A 22,030-nucleotide genomic window follows, 5' to 3' on the forward strand; every position below is an offset into this window, starting at 1 on the left:
CCCACTCAATGAAAAGATAGCAAAATCATTCATTTATTTCGATGGGCATGGTGCTGTAAGCACATGTATGTGATTATCATCTAACTTGTTTTTCATAATTGGGAAAATATCATGGATCCATTTTCAGTTGATGCTTATACCCCGGCAGAAATTGCTCGTCGTCTGGAAAAAATCAGTATGAGCAAATGTACTGTGGATCCATTAAGAGTTTTTGCTCTCTCATTATTAGCTGGAGCGTTTATCGCGCTGGGAGCGGCATTCTTTACACTGGTGACCTTTGACGTTGGCAATATGCCTGCTGGAATTATGCGACTAATTGGCGGATTGGCATTTTGCCTGGGATTGATTCTGGTGGTGGTTGCCGGGGCAGAATTATTTACCGGTAACAACTTATTGGTGATGGCCTGTATCGATGGCCTGATTAGTTTTAGGCAACTGATTCAGAATTGGGCAATTGTTTATATTGGCAATTTTATGGGGGCAATGGGCATTTTATTGTTGATGTATTTAAGTGGCTTATGGTGGCAGGGCGATGGGGCTCTTGGCCATAAAGTGGTGGCGATTGCTGACAGTAAAGTGAATCTGAGCTGGATTGAGGCGTTCACTCGTGGTGTATTGTGCAATATCCTTGTATGTCTAGCCGTCTGGTTGTGTATGGCGGGGCGCAGTGTGACTGATAAAGTGCTGGCAGTAATTTTTCCTATTACCGCCTTTGTCGCTCTTGGATTTGAACACTCTGTTGCTAATATGTTTTTTATTCCGGCTGGGTTACTGGCAGAAACACAAGCAGAAACCTCACTCGTCATCTCAGAACAGTTAACGATTGGTGGTTTTTTCTGGCATAACTTGATCCCGGTGACATTGGGCAATATGCTGGGAGGCAGTATCTTTGTCGGCCTGTTTTACTGGTTTATCTATTTACGCAAATAACAAGGAATTATTATGACTGAACATGTTTATAAACATATTGAAATCACTGGCAGCTCTGCTGAAAGTTCAGATAAAGCCATTGAGAACGCGATTGCAAAAGCTGCTGAGACCGTTAAAAACCTGCATTGGTTTGAAGTAACGGACACTCGCGGTTATATCGAAAACGGCGGAGTCCGTTACTGGCAGGTCACTATCAAAATCGGTTTTCGTATCGAAGGCTAAAAACAGGCCTCCAATACTACTTATTGAGCTTGGTAAACTTGGCGCCTTCGAGCGTCAAGTTATACATCAACCCTTTGTTACTGAAGACAAAGCCAACAATCGGATCTTTGATATCAGTAGTATTGATATCTTCACCCACGCCCCATTCAACTACTGCTACCGAACCATCAACCCCGGCTTTCCAACCCTCGCTGTCACGAAATTGTTTTAAAGCCTGATCATTCATAAATACCAGGATCACCGTTTTTTGTTGGGCTCCCAATTGAAAGCCGATCGAGGCACCCGCAGTATTGTAATAATCCACAGTGCTGCCGCCGATGCGAAGTGCACCTTCACCATATTCACCGCCAATACCAAATCCGGCTTTAATGACATCCGGAAAAACTAATACGCCTTTTGCTTTTTCGAGGAAACGATCTCCACCAGAAACTTCACTCTTGAAACGTTTCAGAGCTTCATCGACTTTGATATCAATTTCAGTGGCAGATGCTGCTTGGGATGGTGCAGATAGAGTAAACAATGCAAAAGCGAAAAATATCGCTAATAAAACAGGGAGATAAAACATTTGTCGGTATAACATGCTGAAAATCCTCAACGACGTTATTGGGATTTCAAAATAGCATGCGAAATGAATACAGGGAAGTAGGTCGGTCAATGCGCCGATAAAGCGCATTGACCCGGATTAGAAGTGTCGAGCCTAGGGTTTGTTGCTCTTTCATATCCACCACTGCTGGCGGCTATTTTTGTGTCCGACAAGGCGGAAAGCACGCAGTGTAGCCTTCCTACATAAGTGATTGACAAATGAGTCTGGAACTCATTTGAACAGCTTAGCTGGCCGCGTAGCGGTGAAATACAGGGATGTATTTCATACAACGCAGGCGGCCGCAAAAATAGTCACAGCCCTTCAGCTCACAACAGAGGCGGAGATGTAAGACCAACAAGCCCTAGTTATTAATACCAAGACTTTTAAGGTACTCATCATAGCTGCCGGTAAAGTCAGTGATACCTTCATTTTCCATATCAAACACACGTGTTGCCAATGACGATACAAATTCACGGTCATGGGAGACGAAGATCAATGTGCCTTCGTAATTTTCCAATGCCAGGTTAAGTGATTCGATAGATTCCATATCCATATGGTTGGTCGGCTCATCCATCACCAGAATATTGGGTTTTTGCAAAATAAGCTTGCCGAACAACATGCGGCCTTTTTCACCACCAGACAGCACATTGACCTTTTTATCGATCATATGACCGGAGAACAGCAGGCGGCCTAGAGTGCCACGAATAACCTGTTCATCATCTTCAGGGCTACCCCATTGGGACATCCACTCAAACAGAGTCATATTGTTTTTAAACAGATGATCATGATCCTGTGCGTAATAACCGATATTGGCATTTTCCGACCATTTTACATTGCCGGATTTTGGGGCCAGTTCACCGACCAGTGTTTTCACAAAGGTGGTTTTACCGATACCGTTAGGACCAATCACGGCAATTTTTTCACCCACTTCTGCCATAAAACTGAAGTTTTCAAACAGCGGTTTTTCGTTATCGTAGCCCTGTGTCAGCTTGCTGACTTCCAGTGCATTTCGGAACAGTTTCTTTTCCTGATTAAAACGAATAAACGGATTCACCCGGCTGGAAGGTTTAATGTCATCCAGCTGAATTTTTTCCATTTGTTTTTGACGGGACGTTGCCTGTTTTGCTTTGGAAGCATTGGCAGAGAATCGTGAGACGAATTCCTGCAGCTCTTTGATCTGCGCTTTTTTCTTCGCATTGTCTGATTGCAGACGTTCACGTGCCTGGGTGGAAGCAATCATGTATTCATCATAATTTCCTGGATAAATACGTAATTCGCCGTAATCCATATCGGCCATATGAGTACAGATACGATTGAGGAAATGGCGATCATGCGAAATGATGATCATGGTGCTGCTACGTTGGCTTAATACCTCTTCCAGCCAGCGAATAGTGTTGATATCCAAATGGTTGGTCGGCTCATCGAGCAACATAATATCGGGATCAGCAAACAGTACCTGAGCCAGCAGAATACGTAGTTTCCAACCGGGAGCGATTTCGCTCATCGGGCCATAATGCTGTTCAACCGGAATACCGACGCCTAATAATAATTCTCCAGCTCGGGATTCAGCAGTGTAACCGTCCATTTCCGCATATTGACCTTCCAGTTCAGCGACTTTCAGACCATCTTCTTCACTCATTTCCGGCAAGTTATAAATGCGATCGCGCTCACGATGCACATCCCATAAATCAGGTTGCCCCATAATCACCACGTCAATAACGCGTTGATCCTCGTAAGCAAACTGATCCTGTTTTAATACGGCATAAGATTCATTGGGGTCGTAACTCACATTACCGGAGGTGGGCTCTTGGACGCCGGCCAGAATTTTCATAAACGTCGATTTCCCGCAACCATTGGCGCCAATCAGACCGTAGCGATTGCCACCACCGAATTTGACCGAGACGTTTTCGAACAGGGGCTTGGCCCCGAATTGCATGGTAATGTTAGCAGTGCTTAACAAAGTTAAAATCCTGTATCTAAAGGAGAAATTCAGACGTGCTGAAAAAACCCGCCATTATACATGGTCTGATGGGTTACCGATAAGGTTCAGTTTTTGTTGCCTGCTGAGTTTCTTGATTGCAGCTTCCCGACGGCTGGCACTGCTGCGATCAGGATGCTGTTCCTGATACACCACTTTGTGAGCATCACTGGTATGAAAAAAACGCGCCCCACCGTTATGGTTTTGATGCTGTTTTAAACGACGTTCTAAATCAGTGGTTATACCGGTGTAAAGATAACCATTAGCAGCTTGAATGATATACAGCGTCCATTCAGTCTTTGTCATTAAATTCAAGCGCCACCGAATTAATACAATAGCGCAGGCCAGTAGGGGCGGGGCCGTCATCAAATACATGACCCAAATGGGCTTCACATTGCTGACAGCGAACTTCGGTACGATCCATATTGTGGCTGTAATCCGGATGATGAGTCACCACTCCATGCTCAAGCTGTGAGGAAAAACTTGGCCAACCGCAACCGGCATCAAATTTGTCATCAGAAGCAAATAAGGCCTGGCCACAGCAAACACAGTGATAACACCCATTCTCATCGTGATCGACATATTCCCCGGAAAAAGCTGGTTCTGTGCCCGCCTGCCGGGTGATGCGATATTGTTCTTCGTTAAGTTGTTGGCGCCACTGTGCATCCGTTTTTAAATCAGAGTTCATTTTGCTCATCTCATTGCAACGTGTCGGGCATTGTATAAAAAACTGCAAAGCAAAGCACACTTGTGTGCTAATGACTTCGGATCGCCTGTTGGATCGCGCTGCGCATTGAAGGAAATTGTTTTAACAAAATCTGCATGCCCTCAATATCAAACGCATCAATCCGTTCCAGCAACTGGCTGGCATATCGATCCAGTGTGTCAATTTGATGATTGCCAGCCAGTCTGGCGATTTCGTGGGCAAAGTTTTTAATGTCGGTCATGCTGTTACTTTGGGTGGCTAAACGCCATATTTCATCGATATCGGTTTGAAAATGATTAAAAATCGATAACAGCTGTTCTTTGTCCAGCATTGACCAATCCTGCTGTGGTGCTTTTATAACGTCAACGTCAACCGTCTGGTATCGTAAAAATACGCTCAGCGCATGAAACAGTTCGTTGCGTAAAACAGGTTTTCGCAGATAGGCATCAAAATGGTCCAATCTATCCTGTTCATAGGCGTCTTTCATTACTGAAGCTGTCAGTGCAACCACAGGTAAATCCGGTTTAATCATTTTGATTTGTTTTGCGGCTTCATAACCGTCCATCACTGGCATACGAATATCCATCAACACGAGGTCTACCGGATTCTTTTTAACAAAATCCACAGCCAGCTGACCATTTTCAGCTTCACTGGTTTGAATAAGGCTGTTGATAAAATGCTGACGTATCAGTTCCCGGTTATGCGCGACATCATCAACGATTAGCATATGGGCCGGCTCAAAACGTATATGGCTGGCATCAAAAGCTAACGCCTGCTGACGAATTTTGTCACTGGCAATGGCGGCAATATCAATTCCTGGTAAATCAATACTGAATACTGACCCTTCACCACTTTTACTCTGCAGATGGATATGACCACCCATCATCTCAATCAAGCGGCGGGTGATTGACAAGCCAAGACCGGTCCCACCGTATTTGCGAACATCCTGGCCTGATTGCTGGGCAAAAATTTCAAATATATGTTCAACCTCAGCTTCGGGAATACCAATACCAGTGTCTTCAACCCGGATATGTAAATCCAGTTTACTGAGATGATCATCTACATTATCGGCATGAACGTGAATACGTATATGACCGGTATCAGTGAATTTGACAGCATTACTGATTAAATTAAATAACACCTGTCTGAGACGAGTGGCATCGAGTAACAGGCCATGGGGTAAATCGGGATCTATATCTAAATGTAACGCCAAATCCTTATTGCGGATTTGCAGAACAAACATATTGGCTATTTCATCAAACAGCTGATGAGGATCGGTAGCGGATTTATTGAGTTGCAGTTTTCCGGCTTCAATCTTCGATAAATCAAGAATATCGTTGATCAGCAGTAAAAGGGTATTACCTGCACTGCGGATGGTTTTAATAAATGATTTAAGCCTGGGCTCTGTAACCTGCTCGTCCAGCAGTTCGGTAAACCCCAGAATAGCGTTCATTGGGGTGCGGATTTCATGACTCATATTGGCGAGAAATTGTGATTTGGCCAAATTCGCTGCTTCAGCATGGGTCTTGGATTCTTTTAGTGAATCTTCAAGTGCAATACGATCATCCATATTCATGAAAAAACCCAGAAAAGCCGGCTTGCCTTGATATTGAATCGAAATTATTGAAAATAATCCCTGGATGATCTGTCCATTCCGAGTTTTGATTTTGAGCATCATTCCATTAATTTCGCCCTCCGAAGCAAGCTGTTCCAGGACTTGTTTACGTTGCGTAATATCTGCATAAAACTCCTGAACTTTGATGGTTTTCTGTAACTTAGCTGAAAATCCTAATTCTTCATAACAATGCTCATTGGCTAGCAGAATATGGCCATCCTCTGCGGAAGTAACCATCAGGCTCATTGGCATCACATTAATCAAATGCAATAGCTGCGCCTCACTATCCCGAAGTTTCTGCTCTGAAATAAGGCGTTTATCTACTTCAGCACGTAAGCGACGATTCCAGTAGAAGCTGGCAAGCAGGAAAATCAGCAAGATTGTTACAACCTGGATCAACAGCGTGTAATTGGTACGTTCAATGGTATTAACTGACATCCATTGCTGATCGATTGTGCGCCTCTCTTCGGCTGTAATTGATGCAAGGGCTTTATTGATAATTGTTAATAGCTCGGGATGCCCCTTGACGATGCCCATATGCAAAGCAGGAGAGTATTCCCTGATAATGCTGGTATTGAGATGTGTTAATCCGGATTGACTGGCGGTATAGGTGATGGTTGCGATAATATCAAAATAGGCATCTATTTCTTCGGCAGCTAACATCGACAGTCCCTCACGTACAGAAGGGACATAAACAATATCGATTTCCGGGTAATAGGCCAGCAAAATAGATTCAGCAAAATAACCTTTCACCACACCGACAGGTTTGTTACTGAAGTCAGCCAGGCTGGTGAGATGACCGAATTTGGTTGTAGCGATGGCCAGTGGGTAATCCAGATAGGGAATCGATAAATCGAGAAAGGTTTCACGAAACGTATTGCGTGAAAGGGCGGCAATGAGCTCTATCTCTTTGGTTTGGGCTGCATCAATAACAGACTGCCAGTCAGTGAAGGGTTCGAGCTGAAATTGCAGGCCGGTCTGTTTGCTGATGAGATTTAGATAGTCAGCACTGATGCCTTTGTGCTGACCATTTTTATCAATAAAATCAAATGGTGGCCAATACGGATCAACCCCAATCCTGACAACGGAGTGTTGGTCTATCCACTGTTGTTCTTTTTCGGTTAAATCCAGTCGGCTTTGCTCATAAGGTAAGACTTCAAATGCACTGCTATCACTGACAACTGCGTACCATTTGTCAATAATTTGCTGTTTTTCAGCCGCGGTAATTGCCGATAACGATTTATCAATAATGCTATGCAGTAATGGATAACGTTTATCAATTGCGACGGAGGTATCTGTTGTGAAGCTCGGTACTTTGGCGACCACTCGAAGATTGGAAAGGTAACGCTGTTTGATGACATTGGTAGCAACAGCAATATTCCCGATATAGGCGTCGGCTTGAGCAAACGAAACGGCTTCCAGTGATTCATCATTGGAATCAGTCAGCAGCAGATCCAAATTCGGGTAATTGATGTTCAGCCAGGTATGCAGGTAGGAATCTTCATTTACAGCAACAGTAAGGCCAATCAAATCATCCATTGACTGAATATCATCACGATGTTGCTGAACAATAATACCCAGTGAGAGGCTCACGTAGGGCTTGGAAAATAACAAAAATTCCTGACGTTGTTGAGTCGCCGCGGCGCAGCTCAGGCCCATGATTTCGCCTGCTCGCATTTTTTCCATGGTGTTGGCCCAGACATCAGCTACCACGGTGATTTTAAGACCGCTTTTTTCACTAATGAGCGCTAACACATCAGAGGCGATACCATCATGTTCGCCTTCTTCATTGAGAAAATCATAGGGTGCCCAACTGAAATCGGCACCCAGTGTGACTTCAGGATTAGCGGCAATCCAGGCCTGTTCTTGTTCAGTAAATGTCAGTGCCGATAATCGGCAGCTGATAAACAGCAGGAAAAAAATAATAACCAGTTAGTTTTGATCGGAAATAGCCACAAATTCATCAATATGTTCCAGCAGTATGCTCACCAGATAGGGATCAAACTGGCTACTGCTGTGTTTCCTGATGTAGTCCAAGGTGTCTTCAAGGGACCAGGCTTCTTTGTAGACCCGTTTATGCATTAACGCATCAAACACGTCAATCAAACCAACGATACGACCGTAGATATGAATATCCTGTCCTTTGAGTCCTTGGGGATAACCGCTGCCATCCCATTTTTCATGGTGCTGGTGAGCGATGATAGCGGCAGCTTTGGTGTATTTGCGTTTGGAATTATGAAGAATTTTAAAGGCACGCGTGGTATGCGTTTTCATGATGGCAAATTCATCTTCAGTGAGTTTACCGGGTTTATGCAAAATCGAGTGGGGAATAGTGATTTTACAAATATCATGCATTGGCGCGGCATGAAACAGGATATCGGCATCTTCGTCTGTCAGACTTTCATGATATAACGCTAATAACCTGGAACACTCGGCTACCCGACGAATATGTTTGCCGGTTTCATCTGAAGTTGACTCCATTAACTCAGTCAGCACATAAATCATTTCCAGTTGATTCTGTTCCAGCTCGGTCATCAGCCGTTGCTGATTCTGTTCGTATTTGTGCTGTAGAGAAAGGTTATTTTGTTGCAGGAGTTTTTTAGCGCGATATAAAGAAAGATGAGTATTGACTCTGGCCAGCAGTTCTTCGGCATGAAACGGTTTACAGAGGTAGTCGACTGCGCCAGCATGAAATCCCTGGCTTATCGAATCTACGTCGACCTTGGCCGTAACAAAAATAATCGGGATATCCTGAAGGCGGGGTTCTGCCTTGATGCGTCGGCAAACTTCATAACCATCCATTTCAGGCATCATAATATCAAGCAGAATCAGGTCATATTCATGCGTTTTCATTAGCGCAAGGGCTTCCTGACCTCGGGTGGCAAATGACAGGTTGTAAGGCTCTTCCTTAAGAAAATTCATCGCTACCTGAATATTGTCAGGTACATCATCGACGATTAAAACATTGGCGCTATTATCCATCGCGATTCCTTGTGTGCAGATACTGTTGCGGCAATCCTTTGTTGACTGCAAATGGTAGCTGCTGAAAATAACAGTAACTATATTACTTGTCTATCCGTCTCAATAATCTGGGGTAAATCAAATTGTTGCAAATTAATAAGCTCTGACTGAAAACCTGATAGTTGAGTTGCAATGATGAGTAATAAAATCGAAGCAAGTATGATGTGATTTTAACTTTGGGGTGGGTAGCAAAAATGGTTCTGCAGAAAGCGCCTGAATGGCAGGCTTTACTTGAGAGGGAATTTGAACAGCCTTATATGCAGCAGCTAAAGGCTTTTTTACAGCAGCAGAAAAACCAGCAGAAAGTGATATATCCTCACTCATCCAACTGGTTTCATGCCCTGGAAACAACGCCGCTATCTAACGTAAAAGTTGTCATTCTCGGACAGGATCCCTATCACCAGCCAGGACAGGCGCATGGTTTATGCTTTTCAGTCAAACCCGGTGTGGCAATTCCACCTTCGTTAATGAATATCTATAAAGAACTGAATAATGACCTTGGTATTGCTCCTGCAAAACATGGTTACCTGGAAGCTTGGGCCAAGCAAGGTGTTTTATTACTGAATGCTGTATTGACGGTGGAACATGGACAAGCCAATGCGCATCAGGGAAAAGGTTGGGAACAATTTACTGATCGAGTGATCAGTGTGGTCAATCAACAGCGTGATAATGTGGTGTTTATGCTGTGGGGCAGTTATGCCCAGAAAAAAGGGGCTGCTATTGACAACCAGCGGCATCTGGTTTTAAAAGCACCGCATCCATCACCATTGTCAGCTCACCGCGGTTTTCTCGGTTGCAAGCATTTCAGCCAGGCTAATGACTATTTACAGCAACACGGACAAACACCTATTGATTGGCAGTTACCGTCATCAGTTTAGATTTTTTGTTTAGATTTAACCAACAGCAGAGATTTATCCAATACAGCCGATGGGCAGGCTTGATACAATTCGCGCCATGATAAATTTCAGCCAACTTTCTTTACGCCGCGGACCCCGACTACTGTTTGAAGCTGCCAATCTGGTGATTCATCCCGGACAACGTATCGGTTTGACCGGCGCCAATGGCACCGGTAAATCCAGTCTGTTTGCGATGATCCGCAATGAAATACATGCTGACAGCGGTGATCTGACGTTTCCTGAATCCTGGGTGATTGCTCATGTTGCACAAGAAACGCCCGCGGTTGATACAACTGCTCTTGACTATGTGTTGCAGGGCGATGCTGAACTGAGTCAACTTCTCACACAATTGGCACAAGCAGAACAGAACAATGATGGTCATTTGCAAACCCAGCTGCATGACAAAATAGGCTTGATTGATGGATACACCGGAAGAAGCCGGGCTGCAAAATTATTGCATGGATTAGGGTTTACTGCTGAGCAGCAGGAACACCCGGTCAGAACCTTTTCAGGTGGCTGGCGTATGCGACTTAACCTTGCCCAGGCATTGATGTGCCGTAGTGACTTATTGTTGCTGGATGAGCCCACCAATCATTTGGATCTCGAAGCTGTCTATTGGTTAGAAGAATGGCTACGCAGTTATGCGGGAACGCTGCTGGTAATTTCCCATGATCGTGAGTTTCTCGATCGAGTGGTTACCCATATCGCCCATATCGAACAACAACGCATCAAACTGTATACCGGTAATTATTCTGACTTTGAAATCGCTCGTGCCGAGCATCTGGCAAATCAGCAGTCGGCTTATCAGAAACAACAATCTGAAATCGCCCACATCCGTGATTTTGTTAATCGATTCAAGGCAAAAGCGACTAAAGCCAAGCAGGCTCAAAGTCGTATCAAAGCCTTGGAGCGCATGGAAAAGATCGCTCCGGCGCATGTTGATTCGCCGTTTCATTTCAGCTTTTTTCAGCCGCGACGTTTAACCACTCCAATTTTAGCGCTGGATAAAGCCAGTGTTGGTTACCAGCAAACACCGTTAATTGATAATATCAAGCTCCACCTTGCTCCCGGCGATCGTATTGGTTTGTTAGGCCCAAACGGTGCCGGTAAATCGACATTAATCAAACTGATTGCCGGTGAACTGGAACCGCTCAGTGGCAAACGTCGGGAAGGCAAAGATATTGTTATCGGCTATTTTGCCCAACACCAATTAGAACAATTACGTCCTGATGAGAGTGCGTTGAAGCATTTGCAGCGATTGGACCCCATGGCGACCGAACAGGATTGCCGTAATTTTCTGGGCGGTTTTGGCTTTAATGGTGATACTGCTCTGGAACCGGTTGCACCATTTTCTGGTGGCGAAAAAGCCAGGCTGGTTCTGGCCCTGCTGGTTTATCAGCGTCCGGCTTTATTGTTATTAGATGAACCTACCAATCATCTTGATCTGGAAATGCGGCTGGCGTTGACCATGGCTTTGCAGGAGTACGAAGGAGCATTAGTGGTGGTCTCGCATGATCGCTATTTCCTGCGCAATGTCACCGATGATCTCTGGCTGGTAGCTGATGGCAAAGCCGCTGCTTTTGAAGGTGACCTTGATGATTACCGGCAGCTGCGTTTAGGCCGTGAAACGGTTAATGCTTCTGCTGATAAAAGTCCTGCCGTCAACAATGGCAAAAAACTGGATCGACAGGCGGCAGCACAACAGCGTCAGAAATTACAGCCTTTGCGTAACCAGGTTAAAAAGGCAGAGCAAGTCCTCGATAAACAGAATGCTGAACTTGCCAAAATTGAATTACAACTCGCTGATACAACGCTGTATGAAGCGGCCAATAAAGAAAAGCTCAAAGACCTGTTACAACAGCAAGCTGCCACCAAGGCGGCATTGGAACAGGCTGAAATGGACTGGCTTGAAGCCAGTGAAATACTTGAAAACGCAGAAACTGCAGAGGTTTAATCCGTGGCATTATTGTCTTTAAAACAGCTGACCGTCAGTTATGGTGGCCCAAATTTACTTGATAAAGTCGACTTTCAGCTCGATAAAGGTGAACGGGTTTGTCTGGTTGGCCGTAACGGCGCTGGTAAATCCACCTTGATGAAAGTCATTGCGGGAGAGATCACCCCTGATGGTGGTGAGATGGTGGGCTTGCAAGAATTGAAAATTGCCCGGCTGGAGCAGGAAGTACCGGCTGGCACGGCTGGCAGTGTGTTTGATGTTGTCGCTGCCGGACTGGGCGAAGTTGGGCCTCTGCTAGTGGAATATCACCATATTGTTCAGCAACTCGAACACGATAGCAGTGAACAAATCCTCAACAAGCTGGAAAAAGCTCAACATAAACTCGAAGCAGTGGATGGCTGGAGTCTGGAACAGCAGGTTGAAACCGTCATTTCCCGTTTATCGCTGGATGCAGATGTTGAGTTTTCCAGTTTATCCGGCGGGATGAAAAGACGGGTTCTCCTGGCTCAGGCACTGGTACGCCAACCGGATATTTTATTACTGGATGAGCCAACCAACCATCTGGATATCAGTTCTATCACCTGGCTAGAAGGTTTTCTGAAAAGTTATGGTGGTACCTTATTGTTCATTACACATGACCGCAGCTTTTTACAGGCCTTGGCCACCCGTATTGTGCAGTTGGATCGTGGGCAACTGGTGAGTTTCCCGGGTGATTACAAAAGCTTTCTGGAGAAACGTGAAGCTTTACTGTCGGCCGAAGCAGAGCAAAATGCACAGTTTGATAAAAAACTGGCTCAGGAAGAAGTTTGGATTCGTCAGGGCATCAAAGCACGTCGCACACGTAATGAAGGACGGGTGAGAGCGTTGGAGAAGCTGCGCCGGGAACGTGGTCAACGCCGTGAGGTGTTAGGCAATGTGTCGATGAAGATCCAGGAAGGCGATCGGAGTGGCAAGCTGGTGGTCGAAGTTGAGAATATCAGTCAGGCCTTTGATGGCCGACAGTTATTCAAAGATTTCTCAACGGTCATTCAGCGCGGTGATCGCATTGGTATTATCGGACCCAATGGCTGTGGTAAAAGTACGTTGCTGTCGATTCTACTGGGTCGGGCTGAACCTCAATCGGGTACGGTGCGCTTAGGTACTAATCTGCAAGTGGCGTATTTTGATCAATTACGTAGCCAGTTGGATGAAGAGGCCAGTGTTGTAGATAACGTCGGGCAGGGTAGAGACTTTGTTGAAATTAATGGCAGTCCTAAACATGTGATTGGTTATCTGCAAGATTTCCTGTTCACCCCAGATCGTGCAAGAACACCGGTAAAAGCCTTGTCTGGCGGTGAGCGTAACCGTCTCTTACTGGCAAAATTATTTACTCAGCCAGCCAATTTATTGGTTTTGGATGAGCCAACCAATGATCTGGATGCGGAAACGCTGGAATTGCTGGAAGACTTGTTGCTGGGCTTTACCGGCACCATGCTGTTGGTCAGCCATGATCGAAGCTTTCTGAATAATGTGGTGACCAGTTGTATCGTATTCGATGAAGATAAACAGGTCCGTGAATATGTTGGTGGTTATGATGATTGGCTGGCACAACGCCAAAAGACTGTTAAACAGGAAAAGCCTGCAGCCAAACTTGAACCTGCTTCTGCTGCAAAATCGGTTAAGAAAAAGTCGACACTAACGTATCAGCAGCAACTGGATTTGAAAGCGTTGCCGCTAGAGATTGAACGACTGGAGCAACAAATTGCGGCGTTAACAGAAAAAATGGCAGCAGCTGATTTTTATCAGCAGGATGCTAATAAGATTAAACAAGTTCAAACACAGATGGCAGAGTTAGAAAAATCTCTGGAAGCAGCCTTTGATAAATGGGCAGAACTGGAAGCGTTGCAAAACGCCTAATCTGAAATTTACAGACGCAAGCCAATGGGGGAGATACATGGATGTATCTCACAAAAGGCGCTCCTCGTGCCTTGATTGACGCTTTTTCAGCTCACACCAGAGGCGGAGATGAAAGATAAACAAGCCCTAAAATAAAAAAGCCGCTGTCCTGGTAACAAGACAGCGGCTCTTTTTTGTTATTTTATTCGTCTAATAACGCATCACGATTATCTTCGCGGATGCGTGGCAAGATCCACATTTCATACATGGATACCACCCACATAAATGCAAATGATAATGCCATTGCGCCACCACCAATGATAACGAACCAGGCAAAATTAGGATGCAGTTTAGTCAACCACCAGGCGCTGATATCGATTAACAAAAAGATATATGGCATGGAAATGACGATAACTTTCAAAGGTTTAGGTACACCTGCTGCCAAACTGAATATCAAGCCAACAAACATAAAGATAAAGGCGATACCAAATAAGTGAATATGCGAAACACGGGCAAGTGATGCAATACTGGCACCGGTATCAACGACAGCACGTTCTTTTATCTGTTTGAAATCGGAATAGTCTGGAACGGCACCACCAGCTTCAGCGTTATGACAGATAATACATTTGGCATCAAAAATCTGTCTGATGCCGTCATTTTCATAGGCTTCTTCTGTTGCTCCAGCATGTACCCAACTAATGATTTTTTCACGTTCATCGTCGGTTGCCATCGGTTTCATCGAACCATGCAGTTTATTTTCGAGCAGTGAATTAGTTCTGTTTCCGTAATAGCTGTAAACGATATCATCAACTGAGAGACCATATTTACCGTCAGCCAGACCATGGGTAAGCTGAATTTGCACAATTGCCATCAGGTAACCTACTGCCACCACAACCAAATAACCGGTAAAAAGTGCTTTTAATGAGGTGCCTTGACTTGCGAGATTCAGGTTGTGATTTCTTGCCATGTTGTTTCCCTTATTTTTATTGTGTTTATTTTAGTACATAGCGCTTTTACTGAGTAGTAAAAAAACTATTTATTTGCCAAAAACCTGCTGCAAAATCTCCGAAGTACGTGCCGCAGGATTGTCACGGATTTTTTGCTCCTCCTCTGCTAACATAACAAACAATCCATTGAGCGCTTGGTCAGTTACATAATCCTGCAGATCCATATCCAACTCCTGACCTACTACAGGCACTGAACTGAGTTTATCGTTTAGCTGATTGTAATAGCGGGTTGCACCCACTTCATTCAATGATGTATCGATTACAGGCTCAAATAAGTCAGCGAGCTTGCCACGAGTACGATCTTCAAAAAACCGTGTGGCAGCATCATTCTCGCCATTCAAAATATTACGGGCATCGTCAATGGTCATACTTTTAATAGCATCGATCATGATTGAGGTTGCCTGTGGTGCGGCTTTTTCTGCCGCCCGATTGATACTTTGTTCAAAATCATCTGCCATTTTATTCAGGCCCAGCTGACGCATTAATCCAGCTGCTTGTTGTACGCGAGGAGGTAATGGAATGTGGATTTTCGGGTTGTTTAGATAACCTCCCTCTTTACTGACATTTTCGACAGCTTTTCTGGTGCCGACTTCTAACGCTTCTTTTAGGCCGTTGGCAATCGTGTCAGAACTTAAATCCGTGTCTTCCGATGTGCCCAGCGCGGTAGTACCAGATTTACTGAAGTCTTCGAGGAATTTTTTCCAGTCAGCATGGCTGGGTGATGTTGCCATTAAAAAAAATATAAAAAGTGCCGAAGTAACCATTACTGAAAATTTCATGCTGTAAATCCTTACCTGTTCAGCTTCGATAGTGCCTGTATGACTCTATAAGCGTCAAGTTATCCATTATTATCAATTGGAATAACGCACAAAAAAAAGCCGGTTAATTGCTTAACCGGCTTTTCATGTCTATCGGATCTGGTTATCAGCTAGGGACAACGTTTTCCGCTTGTGGACCTTTTTGACCCTGTGTCACTTCCATAGTGACAGCTTGGCCTTCTTTCAGAGTTCTAAAACCATCTGATTTAATCGCGCTGTGATGTACAAATACATCTGGACCATCGGCGCGTTCAATAAAACCGAATCCTTTTGCGTCATTGAACCATTTCACTGTGCCTGTAACTTGCTCTGCCATATCAACCTCAATATCTTAAATCTTCTGCTAACTTAACTCCTAAGTCAGCTTACACTACCCCTTAAAAAAGGGGTTAATCGCATTGTACGCCCAAAATTTAACAAAAAGTCACATTTATTTTGACCATAACAACTTTTTTTTTGCTTAAAAAACACGTTAAGAAAGCGGAAAAAAACGCTTAACCGTTGAATCTATTATGTTTACCGGTAAGGCAGTATTCAAAAAATTCATTTTTAATAACTATTCTGAATCTCAGTTTGGCAGCTGTAAAAGCGGATAAAATGCGCGATTTTGCCTTTAACATAGGCTAAACCGGCTTGAAATCAGCTGGCTTTTCAGAACCGTCTCCAAAGAAAAATTTCTCTAATTCGGTTCTCAGAAAAGTCTGGGATTTTGGATCAGCCAATGATAAACGATACTCATTAATTAACATGGTTTGATGCGCTACCCACATTTGCCAGGCTTCTTTAGAGACTGTTTCATAGATTTTTTTCCCCAGTTCACCAGGATAAGGGGGAAAATCGAGTGCCTCTGCTTCTTTGTTGAGTTTTACACAATGCACAGTACGTGTCATAGCATCCTCTCGGTTGATGATAAAAATTGAATTAATTGTTTAACCGGAGCAGGTAAGCCCAAAGTTAACGCCTGATCTATTTTAACCCAGATATGTCTATTATTCTCAGCCACAAGGTGGATTGGCTCAGCAGTAAACAAATAAGGGGTTATAGTTAATTTGAAGTGACTGAAAACATGTTTGATTTCAGGCAATGACGATTCCAGTAAGGTATTTTTTATCGGCAAACGGTTATCTGGTGCCTCTGCAGTTTTACCCTCTGGAAAACTCCATAGCCCCCCATATGCCATTTTGCGGACGTTGTTCCAATAATATGTGGTTATTTTGATCTATATAGATAAACCAGTTGGTCTGACGTACAGGTTGGATTTTTTTAGCTTTACGTACCGGGAATAAAGTCGGCTCACCGGATGCAAAAGCCTGGCAATCAGTTTGAAGAGGGCATTGCTGGCAGGCTGGGCGACTGCGGGTGCACAAGGTGGCTCCCAGGTCCATTTGTGCCTGAATATAATTAGCAATGCGATGTTCGGGCAATAATGTCTCGGCTCGCTGCCACATTGCAGCTTCTACGTGTTTCTCACCTGGCCAGACATTAATGGCATCATATCGCGCCAAAACGCGTTTTACGTTGCCATCCAGAATCGGATAGCGCTGATGAAAGGCCAGCGCCATAATGGCTCCGGCAGTAGAACGACCAATTCCTGGCAAATCCAAAAGCGCCTGAAAATCCTCTGGCACCTTTGCGTCATGATGCTGTTGCATCTGAACAGCTGCCTTATGCAGATTTCGTCCACGGGCATAATATCCAAGCCCTGACCATAAGCCGAGGACATCATCTATATGGGCATCTGCCAGAGCGTTAATGTCCGGGAAACGATCAATAAAACGCTGGTAATACGGAATAACGGTAGCAACCTGAGTTTGCTGAAGCATCACTTCAGAAAGCCATACATGATAAGCCGATGGTTTTTGCTGCCATGGCAAATCCTTACGACCGTGATGGTCATACCAGGCTAATAAACGTTCACTGAAGCTGTTAGTCAAAATAGAATCAGGCCATGTTCCTTTGTGAACACGGCCTAGAATAAACTTTTCAGTTTTTCCTTCAACAAGTCCTCTTCTGAGGGTTCATCTGCAGAGTCTGCCTCATCGGATGTTTGCTCATCGGTAGCAGGCTCTTCAGTAGTTTCATCAGAAGTTGAAGATTTTGAATCGCCACCCAGTTTCTTACCCAGTAATCCACCAAGCTCATCACCCAGTTTTTCTTTTAGTTTTTCTTCAGCTTTGGCTTTAATTTCACCAGTGGCCTGTTCTTTTAAGACAGAGGCCAAATCCACTTTGGGTCTTGGATTATCAAAACTGCCGGTAATTTTTACCGGAATGGTAATCCCTTTCAGATCTTCAAGAGTTTTGCCTCCCTGGCCTTCAGCTGAACCGACGATTGAAACGCGAACAGCATAATCAATGACTTCTCTGGGGAGATCAATATCACCCGCACCGGTGACTCGCAATAATGGAGACATTAACTCAAGGTCCTGATTATTTACGATGCCTTCATTGGCGGTGAATGTGCCTTTCAGGCTGCTGAAATCAGTTTGCACCGGTTCGTTAGTCTCTGCAGCTTTTTGTCCGGACAGAACAGCCTTAGCCTGGCGAATGGCTTCGGCAATATTAATGCCTTTTAATGCGCCATCCGTAAAAGAAAATGCACCATTACCGTTCAGACTTTGTTTGATGGCATCAATATCTTTACCACTGCCATTGAGCTTTACATTGGCATTTGCTGTGCCGGCAATACGATCATTACCGGTCAGATCTTTTAATAGGGGACCGGCCTGAACCCCTTGCAGGTTTTCATCTACTGCAAGCTTCAAATTGTCACCACGGGCATCAAGATTGACATTACCTTGATACTTTCCCTGATATAACTCTGCAGCCAGGGGACTCAGTTTGATCAGACCATCTTTTGCATCAATAGTAATGACAATGTTTTCACTGTTAATGCCACTGACTTTGAGTTTGCCAATTTTCAAACTGCCTTTGGCGTTGATGTCCCGCAGTGTTTCCAATGGTAATTCACTGGAGCCGCCGGCTGCAGATGAAGCAGGTGTAGAAACTTCTTTAGCCGTTTTATCCTCAACTTCTTCTTTCGCTGGTGGTAAATAGCGATCAGCATCAATTTGATCCAGCATCAGATTAAATGTGTAAGCGGGTTTTTCGAAATTGTTGATACCAAATTGACCGGTTAATTGACTTTGATCCAGGGTCAATTGTAAATCTTTGGTATTAAGCGATTGTTTGCTGCCACTGATTTCACTACTCAGCTGAACCAGTTCCAATGTACTATTATCGGCCATTTCAGGCAGTTCAATTTTTAAATCTTCGGCTAATTTACGCAGGTTGAAAGGTTTCACCTGGATATTGCCATTATATGCCAGATCATCAGACAGGATTTTCTCCGCCAGTATTCGTCCATTCATCGTCAGATCTGCAAATTTGATGGCAAGATCATTAACCTGCAATGTTTCATCTGCGAGATTAGCTATGAGGTTGCTTGTGACATCCAGTTTGCTTTTGCCACCGGGTAGATTTTTATCTTCAATATCCGCGCTGATAACAAGATTTGTAATGCTGTGTTGTTGCGATGCCAGATTGGCTTCGATTAAACCCTCTATATTGGCGTCGATATTTTGTTCAGATCCGGTAGCTTGTAAATTAATTGCTAAATTTTGGATTGTCACCAATTCACTCGCCATGTTGGCATGAATGTCAGCTTGAAGGTCCAGATTAGCCTGTTGCAATGGCATTGCAGAACTATTGGCAACGGTATTGAGCTTCAGTGACTCCAGTGCGTAGATCTGCTTTTCAAGATCGACGATTACCTTACTCTCAAGTTCGATATGTGCTTTGACTTCAGGCTTACTGCTGATCAAATCAAACGACGTTGTAAGTGAAGTGGGATCGCCGGGAGCCAGAGGATCGGTCTCCAGATTAAGATTACGTAACTGGAAGTTTTCATCTTTGCTGGCATCAGACCACAATACATTGGCATTGGTTAGTTTAATGCCGGCAATTTTTACTGCAGATAATCCACTGGATGGCTCGTCCGAAACGCTGTCAGATTCAGCTGAAGGGGGTTGTTCTACTTCATCACTGGTTTTTGTCAGATCATCCCAGTTGGTCACACCTTCTTTATTGGTCTCCAGATTCAGCAACAGACCGTCGAGCACAATGGTGTCCATTTCCAGCTGTTTTTTCAGCAGAGGCATCAGTTTAATGCGAATTTCGGCAGCTTCGACGCTGGCAAAAGATTCGGCTTTAAAGCCACTGGCATTGCTAAGTGATAATGGTCCGAGTTCTAAAGCTATCCAGGGAAACACCGATAGCTCGATATCACCTTGCAAAGTCAATTTACGCCCTGTGGTTTTTTCAACCTGCGCTGCAATCTCATCTTTATAGTCATTTGGATCGATAATGAAGGGAAGTGCTGCGAGAGCAGCAATAGCGATGATGATTATTGCAATAATCACTTTGATAAAGGTGCGCATGCTTTTATCCTGTACTTTAGATGGGTGTATTGCCAAGATGATAAGTCATTTGACAGGGTTTATGAACCGGCTTTGACAATATAGGTGAAACGTTCATAGTCCAATGTCGCTGAAAACAGGTCTTTGGTTTCAGCATTGATTGAAGCCTCTTTGGAGTTAGATATTGTCAGTTGGCGTTTAGGACTAAAGACCCCTTTTTGGGTAATAAGTGCCGGGGGCTGTGTGTTGAGTTGTATCCCTGGATAGAGGAAATTTCCGGGTATTGGCTGGCAGGTTACAACTTCCGGCGTACCTTCTATTAAGCTTAGACCTGCCTGAGCGTTGTTCTGCCAATCGTTACAGAACCAGCAAATAGTTGCTAATTGCAATTTATTTTGCAGTTTCAGTAAAACCAGTTCGTTTACATCAATCGTGTCTTCGCATTTATTGATAAGCAATAAGCTGCCATGTTCGGAGTCGTTCAGCACTTTTGCCTGCATGCTGTTACTGGAAGCCCCATTAAGAAAATCCACAATATTGTCGTAACCGTGGACGATTTCTACAGAACCGTTATCAATTAACTGTTTTCTGGGGGATTGTCGTTGGTAATTGGCTGCAAGTTGGGGCATTACCTGTCGAATCAGTTGCAAATCCAAAGCATTTTCCCGCTTGTTGGATAGAATAAGTTTTTGTCCGAGGATGGTTAAAACATCCTGAGTTTGTAGCATGCGGTTATCAGACGCCTGGCGTGTTAATTGTGGTGTTTTCGACAAGGCTTTTGGCGCTTGATCTTGTTCTGCTTCAACACAAAAATATCCGGTTAATAAAAAAGCATTTTCCAGAACTTGTTGTTGAGGGGGGATATCGGTAATCACAGCCTTATTAACGACCTCCGCTATCATTGAGTAAAGGCGAATGACGGAGTATTTAGACAAGCTGTAGGGATCTGCAATGGCTGTTAGTGCAATACGCTTATATATATGCTCAAAATTATCACTGCTGCCAAGTGGCGAAACATCCGGCTCCTGCTGCAGAGCTTTTGCCTTTTCAAGATATATCAATAATTGGTTTAATTGTAACCAGCAATCCTTTGGTGCAGCTCTGTAATACAGATAAGCATGCAGAATCTGTAACGAAATTAATTCGCTGCCACGATTCAAACAGAATAGAAAACGGGGGAATTTGCAGGCCGTTCACCACGTTGATAATGTTTGTCAGCCAGGTTGAAATATAACTCAGCGAGGCAGCGTATGGTCTGACTGAAATTGCTCAGGTTTTTTTGAGCGGGTCTTTTCAGGCTGGACTCTGCGGCGATAACTTTGCTGTCACGGGTCAGTAAAAGACGTTTGAGTTCGTGGAAATAGACATCCAAAAGATTTATCTGTCGAGTTTCAGAGATATGGTGATGTTTGATTGCCTGCAGATTTGCTAACAAAATTGACAGGCGTTGAGATAAATCATCGGTAAGTTGGGATAACCAGGTTTTTAATAAAGCAGGATCAGTAATAATGTCACCTCGTCGTTCATCCGTTACGACAGAGATCAATAAATTTAGTTTGGGGAGATCGGCAGCTGGTTTGGACTGGTTACGTAAGAGAGCATTACCAAGCCACATACTGAATAAACGGGGATTAATCACTTTTGCCGGTGATTGCAGAAAATGAAACCCTTTAGCGGATAATTTTCTTGATTGAGCAAAATGTCTTTCAGCAAAAGCGAACAGGGAAAATAAATTACTGCTGGTTAAGGGTAATTTTATCTGCAGCAAGTTTTGCTGATGAGTGGTTTTGCGCCGGCTACAGTATATATTCAGCAGTTCGACATCACGTTGCTGCCAGCTTTTTAAACCTTCCGCGTTATCAACGTTATAAAAATACAAAACAGCATGACCTAAACGACTTATTTGCCATTGGTGGTTTAATGATGAGTTGTACTGCGATAACAGGGCTTGCAGCTGTTGATGATCTGCGTCAGTGAAGCCGAAGCATCGTATCTGCAGATTAGCCAA

Annotated in this window: 20 protein-coding genes; 5 read left to right on the forward strand and 15 right to left on the reverse strand. The window is 44.1% G+C overall.

Annotated elements, in window-relative coordinates; genetic code table 11:
* The first annotated feature begins 111 nt into the window (after positions 1 to 111).
* Together AC08OG_RS03705 and AC08OG_RS03710 are read left to right on the forward strand one after the other, a co-directional pair.
* Positions 112 to 930 (forward strand): formate/nitrite transporter family protein, encoded by an 819-nt coding sequence (locus AC08OG_RS03705; RefSeq protein WP_292357875.1) that lies wholly within the window; start codon positions 112 to 114, stop codon positions 928 to 930.
* Positions 931 to 942: 12 nt separating this feature from the next.
* Positions 943 to 1,152 (forward strand): dodecin, encoded by a 210-nt coding sequence (locus AC08OG_RS03710; protein WP_292357877.1) that lies wholly within the window; start codon positions 943 to 945, stop codon positions 1,150 to 1,152.
* Positions 1,153 to 1,168: 16 nt separating this feature from the next.
* Here the strand turns inward: AC08OG_RS03710 and AC08OG_RS03715 are convergent, their stop codons facing one another.
* The 6 genes from AC08OG_RS03715 to AC08OG_RS03740 form a co-directional block, all read right to left on the reverse strand.
* Positions 1,169 to 1,732 carry a BPSL1445 family SYLF domain-containing lipoprotein gene (locus AC08OG_RS03715; RefSeq protein ID WP_292357879.1) on the reverse strand — a complete coding sequence of 188 codons (564 nt, stop codon included), beginning with the start codon at positions 1,730 to 1,732 and terminating at the stop codon, positions 1,169 to 1,171.
* A 364-nt stretch (positions 1,733 to 2,096) separates the two neighbouring features.
* Positions 2,097 to 3,695, reverse strand: coding sequence for an ABC-F family ATPase (locus tag AC08OG_RS03720; protein ID WP_292357881.1), 1,599 nt, complete (start codon positions 3,693 to 3,695; stop codon positions 2,097 to 2,099).
* Between the two features lie 54 nt (positions 3,696 to 3,749).
* Entirely contained in the window at positions 3,750 to 4,019 is a 270-nt protein-coding gene (locus tag AC08OG_RS03725; RefSeq protein ID WP_292357883.1) for a GIY-YIG nuclease family protein, read from the reverse strand.
* Positions 4,006 to 4,410, reverse strand: a complete 405-nt coding sequence (gene msrB / locus AC08OG_RS03730; protein WP_292357884.1) for a peptide-methionine (R)-S-oxide reductase MsrB — start codon at positions 4,408 to 4,410, stop codon at positions 4,006 to 4,008. The genes AC08OG_RS03725 and msrB overlap by 14 nt, the downstream gene beginning before the upstream one ends.
* A gap of 58 nt (positions 4,411 to 4,468) precedes the next feature.
* Positions 4,469 to 7,966: a transporter substrate-binding domain-containing protein gene (locus AC08OG_RS03735; RefSeq protein ID WP_482930519.1), complete on the reverse strand. Its 3,498-nt coding sequence runs from the start codon at positions 7,964 to 7,966 to the stop codon at positions 4,469 to 4,471.
* Positions 7,967 to 9,016: a response regulator gene (locus AC08OG_RS03740; protein ID WP_292357887.1), complete on the reverse strand. Its 1,050-nt coding sequence runs from the start codon at positions 9,014 to 9,016 to the stop codon at positions 7,967 to 7,969. It lies immediately after the preceding gene.
* Positions 9,017 to 9,249: 233 nt separating this feature from the next.
* Here AC08OG_RS03740 and ung point away from each other — a divergent pair, with 233 nt between their 5' ends.
* From ung to uup, 3 genes are all read left to right on the forward strand, one after another.
* Positions 9,250 to 9,933 (forward strand): uracil-DNA glycosylase, encoded by a 684-nt coding sequence (gene ung / locus AC08OG_RS03745; RefSeq protein ID WP_292357889.1) that lies wholly within the window; start codon positions 9,250 to 9,252, stop codon positions 9,931 to 9,933.
* 76 nt (positions 9,934 to 10,009) lie between these two features.
* The gene (locus tag AC08OG_RS03750; RefSeq protein ID WP_292357890.1) at positions 10,010 to 11,905 is read left to right on the forward strand and encodes an ATP-binding cassette domain-containing protein; all 1,896 of its coding nucleotides are present in this window, start codon (positions 10,010 to 10,012) and stop codon (positions 11,903 to 11,905) included.
* A gap of 3 nt (positions 11,906 to 11,908) precedes the next feature.
* Complete coding sequence (uup, locus tag AC08OG_RS03755) at positions 11,909 to 13,801, forward strand: ATP-binding cassette ATPase Uup (protein ID WP_292357892.1); 1,893 nt, start codon at positions 11,909 to 11,911, stop codon at positions 13,799 to 13,801.
* Between the two features lie 181 nt (positions 13,802 to 13,982).
* Here the strand turns inward: uup and AC08OG_RS03760 are convergent, their stop codons facing one another.
* From AC08OG_RS03760 to AC08OG_RS03800, 9 genes are all read right to left on the reverse strand, one after another.
* Complete coding sequence (locus AC08OG_RS03760) at positions 13,983 to 14,747, reverse strand: elongation factor-1 alpha (RefSeq protein WP_292357894.1); 765 nt, start codon at positions 14,745 to 14,747, stop codon at positions 13,983 to 13,985.
* Between the two features lie 69 nt (positions 14,748 to 14,816).
* Positions 14,817 to 15,566: a DUF4197 domain-containing protein gene (locus AC08OG_RS03765; RefSeq protein ID WP_292357896.1), complete on the reverse strand. Its 750-nt coding sequence runs from the start codon at positions 15,564 to 15,566 to the stop codon at positions 14,817 to 14,819.
* Between the two features lie 145 nt (positions 15,567 to 15,711).
* Entirely contained in the window at positions 15,712 to 15,921 is a 210-nt protein-coding gene (locus AC08OG_RS03770; protein ID WP_014706264.1) for a cold-shock protein, read from the reverse strand.
* 307 nt (positions 15,922 to 16,228) lie between these two features.
* A complete protein-coding gene (locus AC08OG_RS03775) occupies positions 16,229 to 16,495 on the reverse strand; it encodes an oxidative damage protection protein (RefSeq protein WP_292357899.1) in 267 nt (88 codons plus the stop codon).
* Positions 16,492 to 16,785 carry an NUDIX domain-containing protein gene (locus AC08OG_RS03780; protein ID WP_482930041.1) on the reverse strand — a complete coding sequence of 98 codons (294 nt, stop codon included), beginning with the start codon at positions 16,783 to 16,785 and terminating at the stop codon, positions 16,492 to 16,494. The genes AC08OG_RS03775 and AC08OG_RS03780 overlap by 4 nt, the downstream gene beginning before the upstream one ends.
* Entirely contained in the window at positions 16,748 to 17,539 is a 792-nt protein-coding gene (gene mutY, locus AC08OG_RS03785) for an A/G-specific adenine glycosylase (RefSeq protein WP_482930042.1), read from the reverse strand. Before mutY ends, AC08OG_RS03780 begins: the two co-directional genes overlap by 38 nt.
* A 35-nt stretch (positions 17,540 to 17,574) precedes the next feature.
* On the reverse strand, positions 17,575 to 20,043 hold the full coding sequence (locus AC08OG_RS03790; protein WP_292357903.1) for an AsmA family protein: 2,469 nt from the start codon (positions 20,041 to 20,043) through the stop codon (positions 17,575 to 17,577).
* A gap of 59 nt (positions 20,044 to 20,102) precedes the next feature.
* A complete protein-coding gene (locus tag AC08OG_RS03795) occupies positions 20,103 to 21,182 on the reverse strand; it encodes a hypothetical protein (protein WP_482930043.1) in 1,080 nt (359 codons plus the stop codon).
* A complete protein-coding gene (locus AC08OG_RS03800) occupies positions 21,179 to 22,030 on the reverse strand; it encodes a hypothetical protein (RefSeq protein WP_482930044.1) in 852 nt (283 codons plus the stop codon). Before AC08OG_RS03800 ends, AC08OG_RS03795 begins: the two co-directional genes overlap by 4 nt.

It is taken from the genome of Methylophaga sp. F7 (assembly GCF_056863975.1).

Excerpts from the sequence above, each read along its gene's own strand:
- AC08OG_RS03705 (WP_292357875.1), top strand. The coding sequence starts at position 112 with ATGGATCCATTTTCAGTTGATGCTTATACCCCGGCAGAAATTGCTCGT.
- AC08OG_RS03710 (WP_292357877.1), top strand. The coding sequence starts at position 943 with ATGACTGAACATGTTTATAAACATATTGAAATCACTGGCAGCTCTGCT.
- AC08OG_RS03715 (WP_292357879.1), bottom strand. The coding sequence starts at position 1,732 with ATGTTATACCGACAAATGTTTTATCTCCCTGTTTTATTAGCGATATTT.
- AC08OG_RS03725 (WP_292357883.1), bottom strand. The coding sequence starts at position 4,019 with ATGACAAAGACTGAATGGACGCTGTATATCATTCAAGCTGCTAATGGT.
- msrB (WP_292357884.1), bottom strand. The coding sequence starts at position 4,410 with ATGAGCAAAATGAACTCTGATTTAAAAACGGATGCACAGTGGCGCCAA.
- AC08OG_RS03740 (WP_292357887.1), bottom strand. The coding sequence starts at position 9,016 with ATGGATAATAGCGCCAATGTTTTAATCGTCGATGATGTACCTGACAAT.
- ung (WP_292357889.1), top strand. The coding sequence starts at position 9,250 with ATGGTTCTGCAGAAAGCGCCTGAATGGCAGGCTTTACTTGAGAGGGAA.
- AC08OG_RS03750 (WP_292357890.1), top strand. The coding sequence starts at position 10,010 with ATGATAAATTTCAGCCAACTTTCTTTACGCCGCGGACCCCGACTACTG.
- AC08OG_RS03760 (WP_292357894.1), bottom strand. The coding sequence starts at position 14,747 with ATGGCAAGAAATCACAACCTGAATCTCGCAAGTCAAGGCACCTCATTA.
- AC08OG_RS03765 (WP_292357896.1), bottom strand. The coding sequence starts at position 15,566 with ATGAAATTTTCAGTAATGGTTACTTCGGCACTTTTTATATTTTTTTTA.
- AC08OG_RS03770 (WP_014706264.1), bottom strand. The coding sequence starts at position 15,921 with ATGGCAGAGCAAGTTACAGGCACAGTGAAATGGTTCAATGACGCAAAA.
- AC08OG_RS03775 (WP_292357899.1), bottom strand. The coding sequence starts at position 16,495 with ATGACACGTACTGTGCATTGTGTAAAACTCAACAAAGAAGCAGAGGCA.
- AC08OG_RS03780 (WP_482930041.1), bottom strand. The coding sequence starts at position 16,785 with ATGGCATATGGGGGGCTATGGAGTTTTCCAGAGGGTAAAACTGCAGAG.
- AC08OG_RS03790 (WP_292357903.1), bottom strand. The coding sequence starts at position 20,043 with ATGCGCACCTTTATCAAAGTGATTATTGCAATAATCATCATCGCTATT.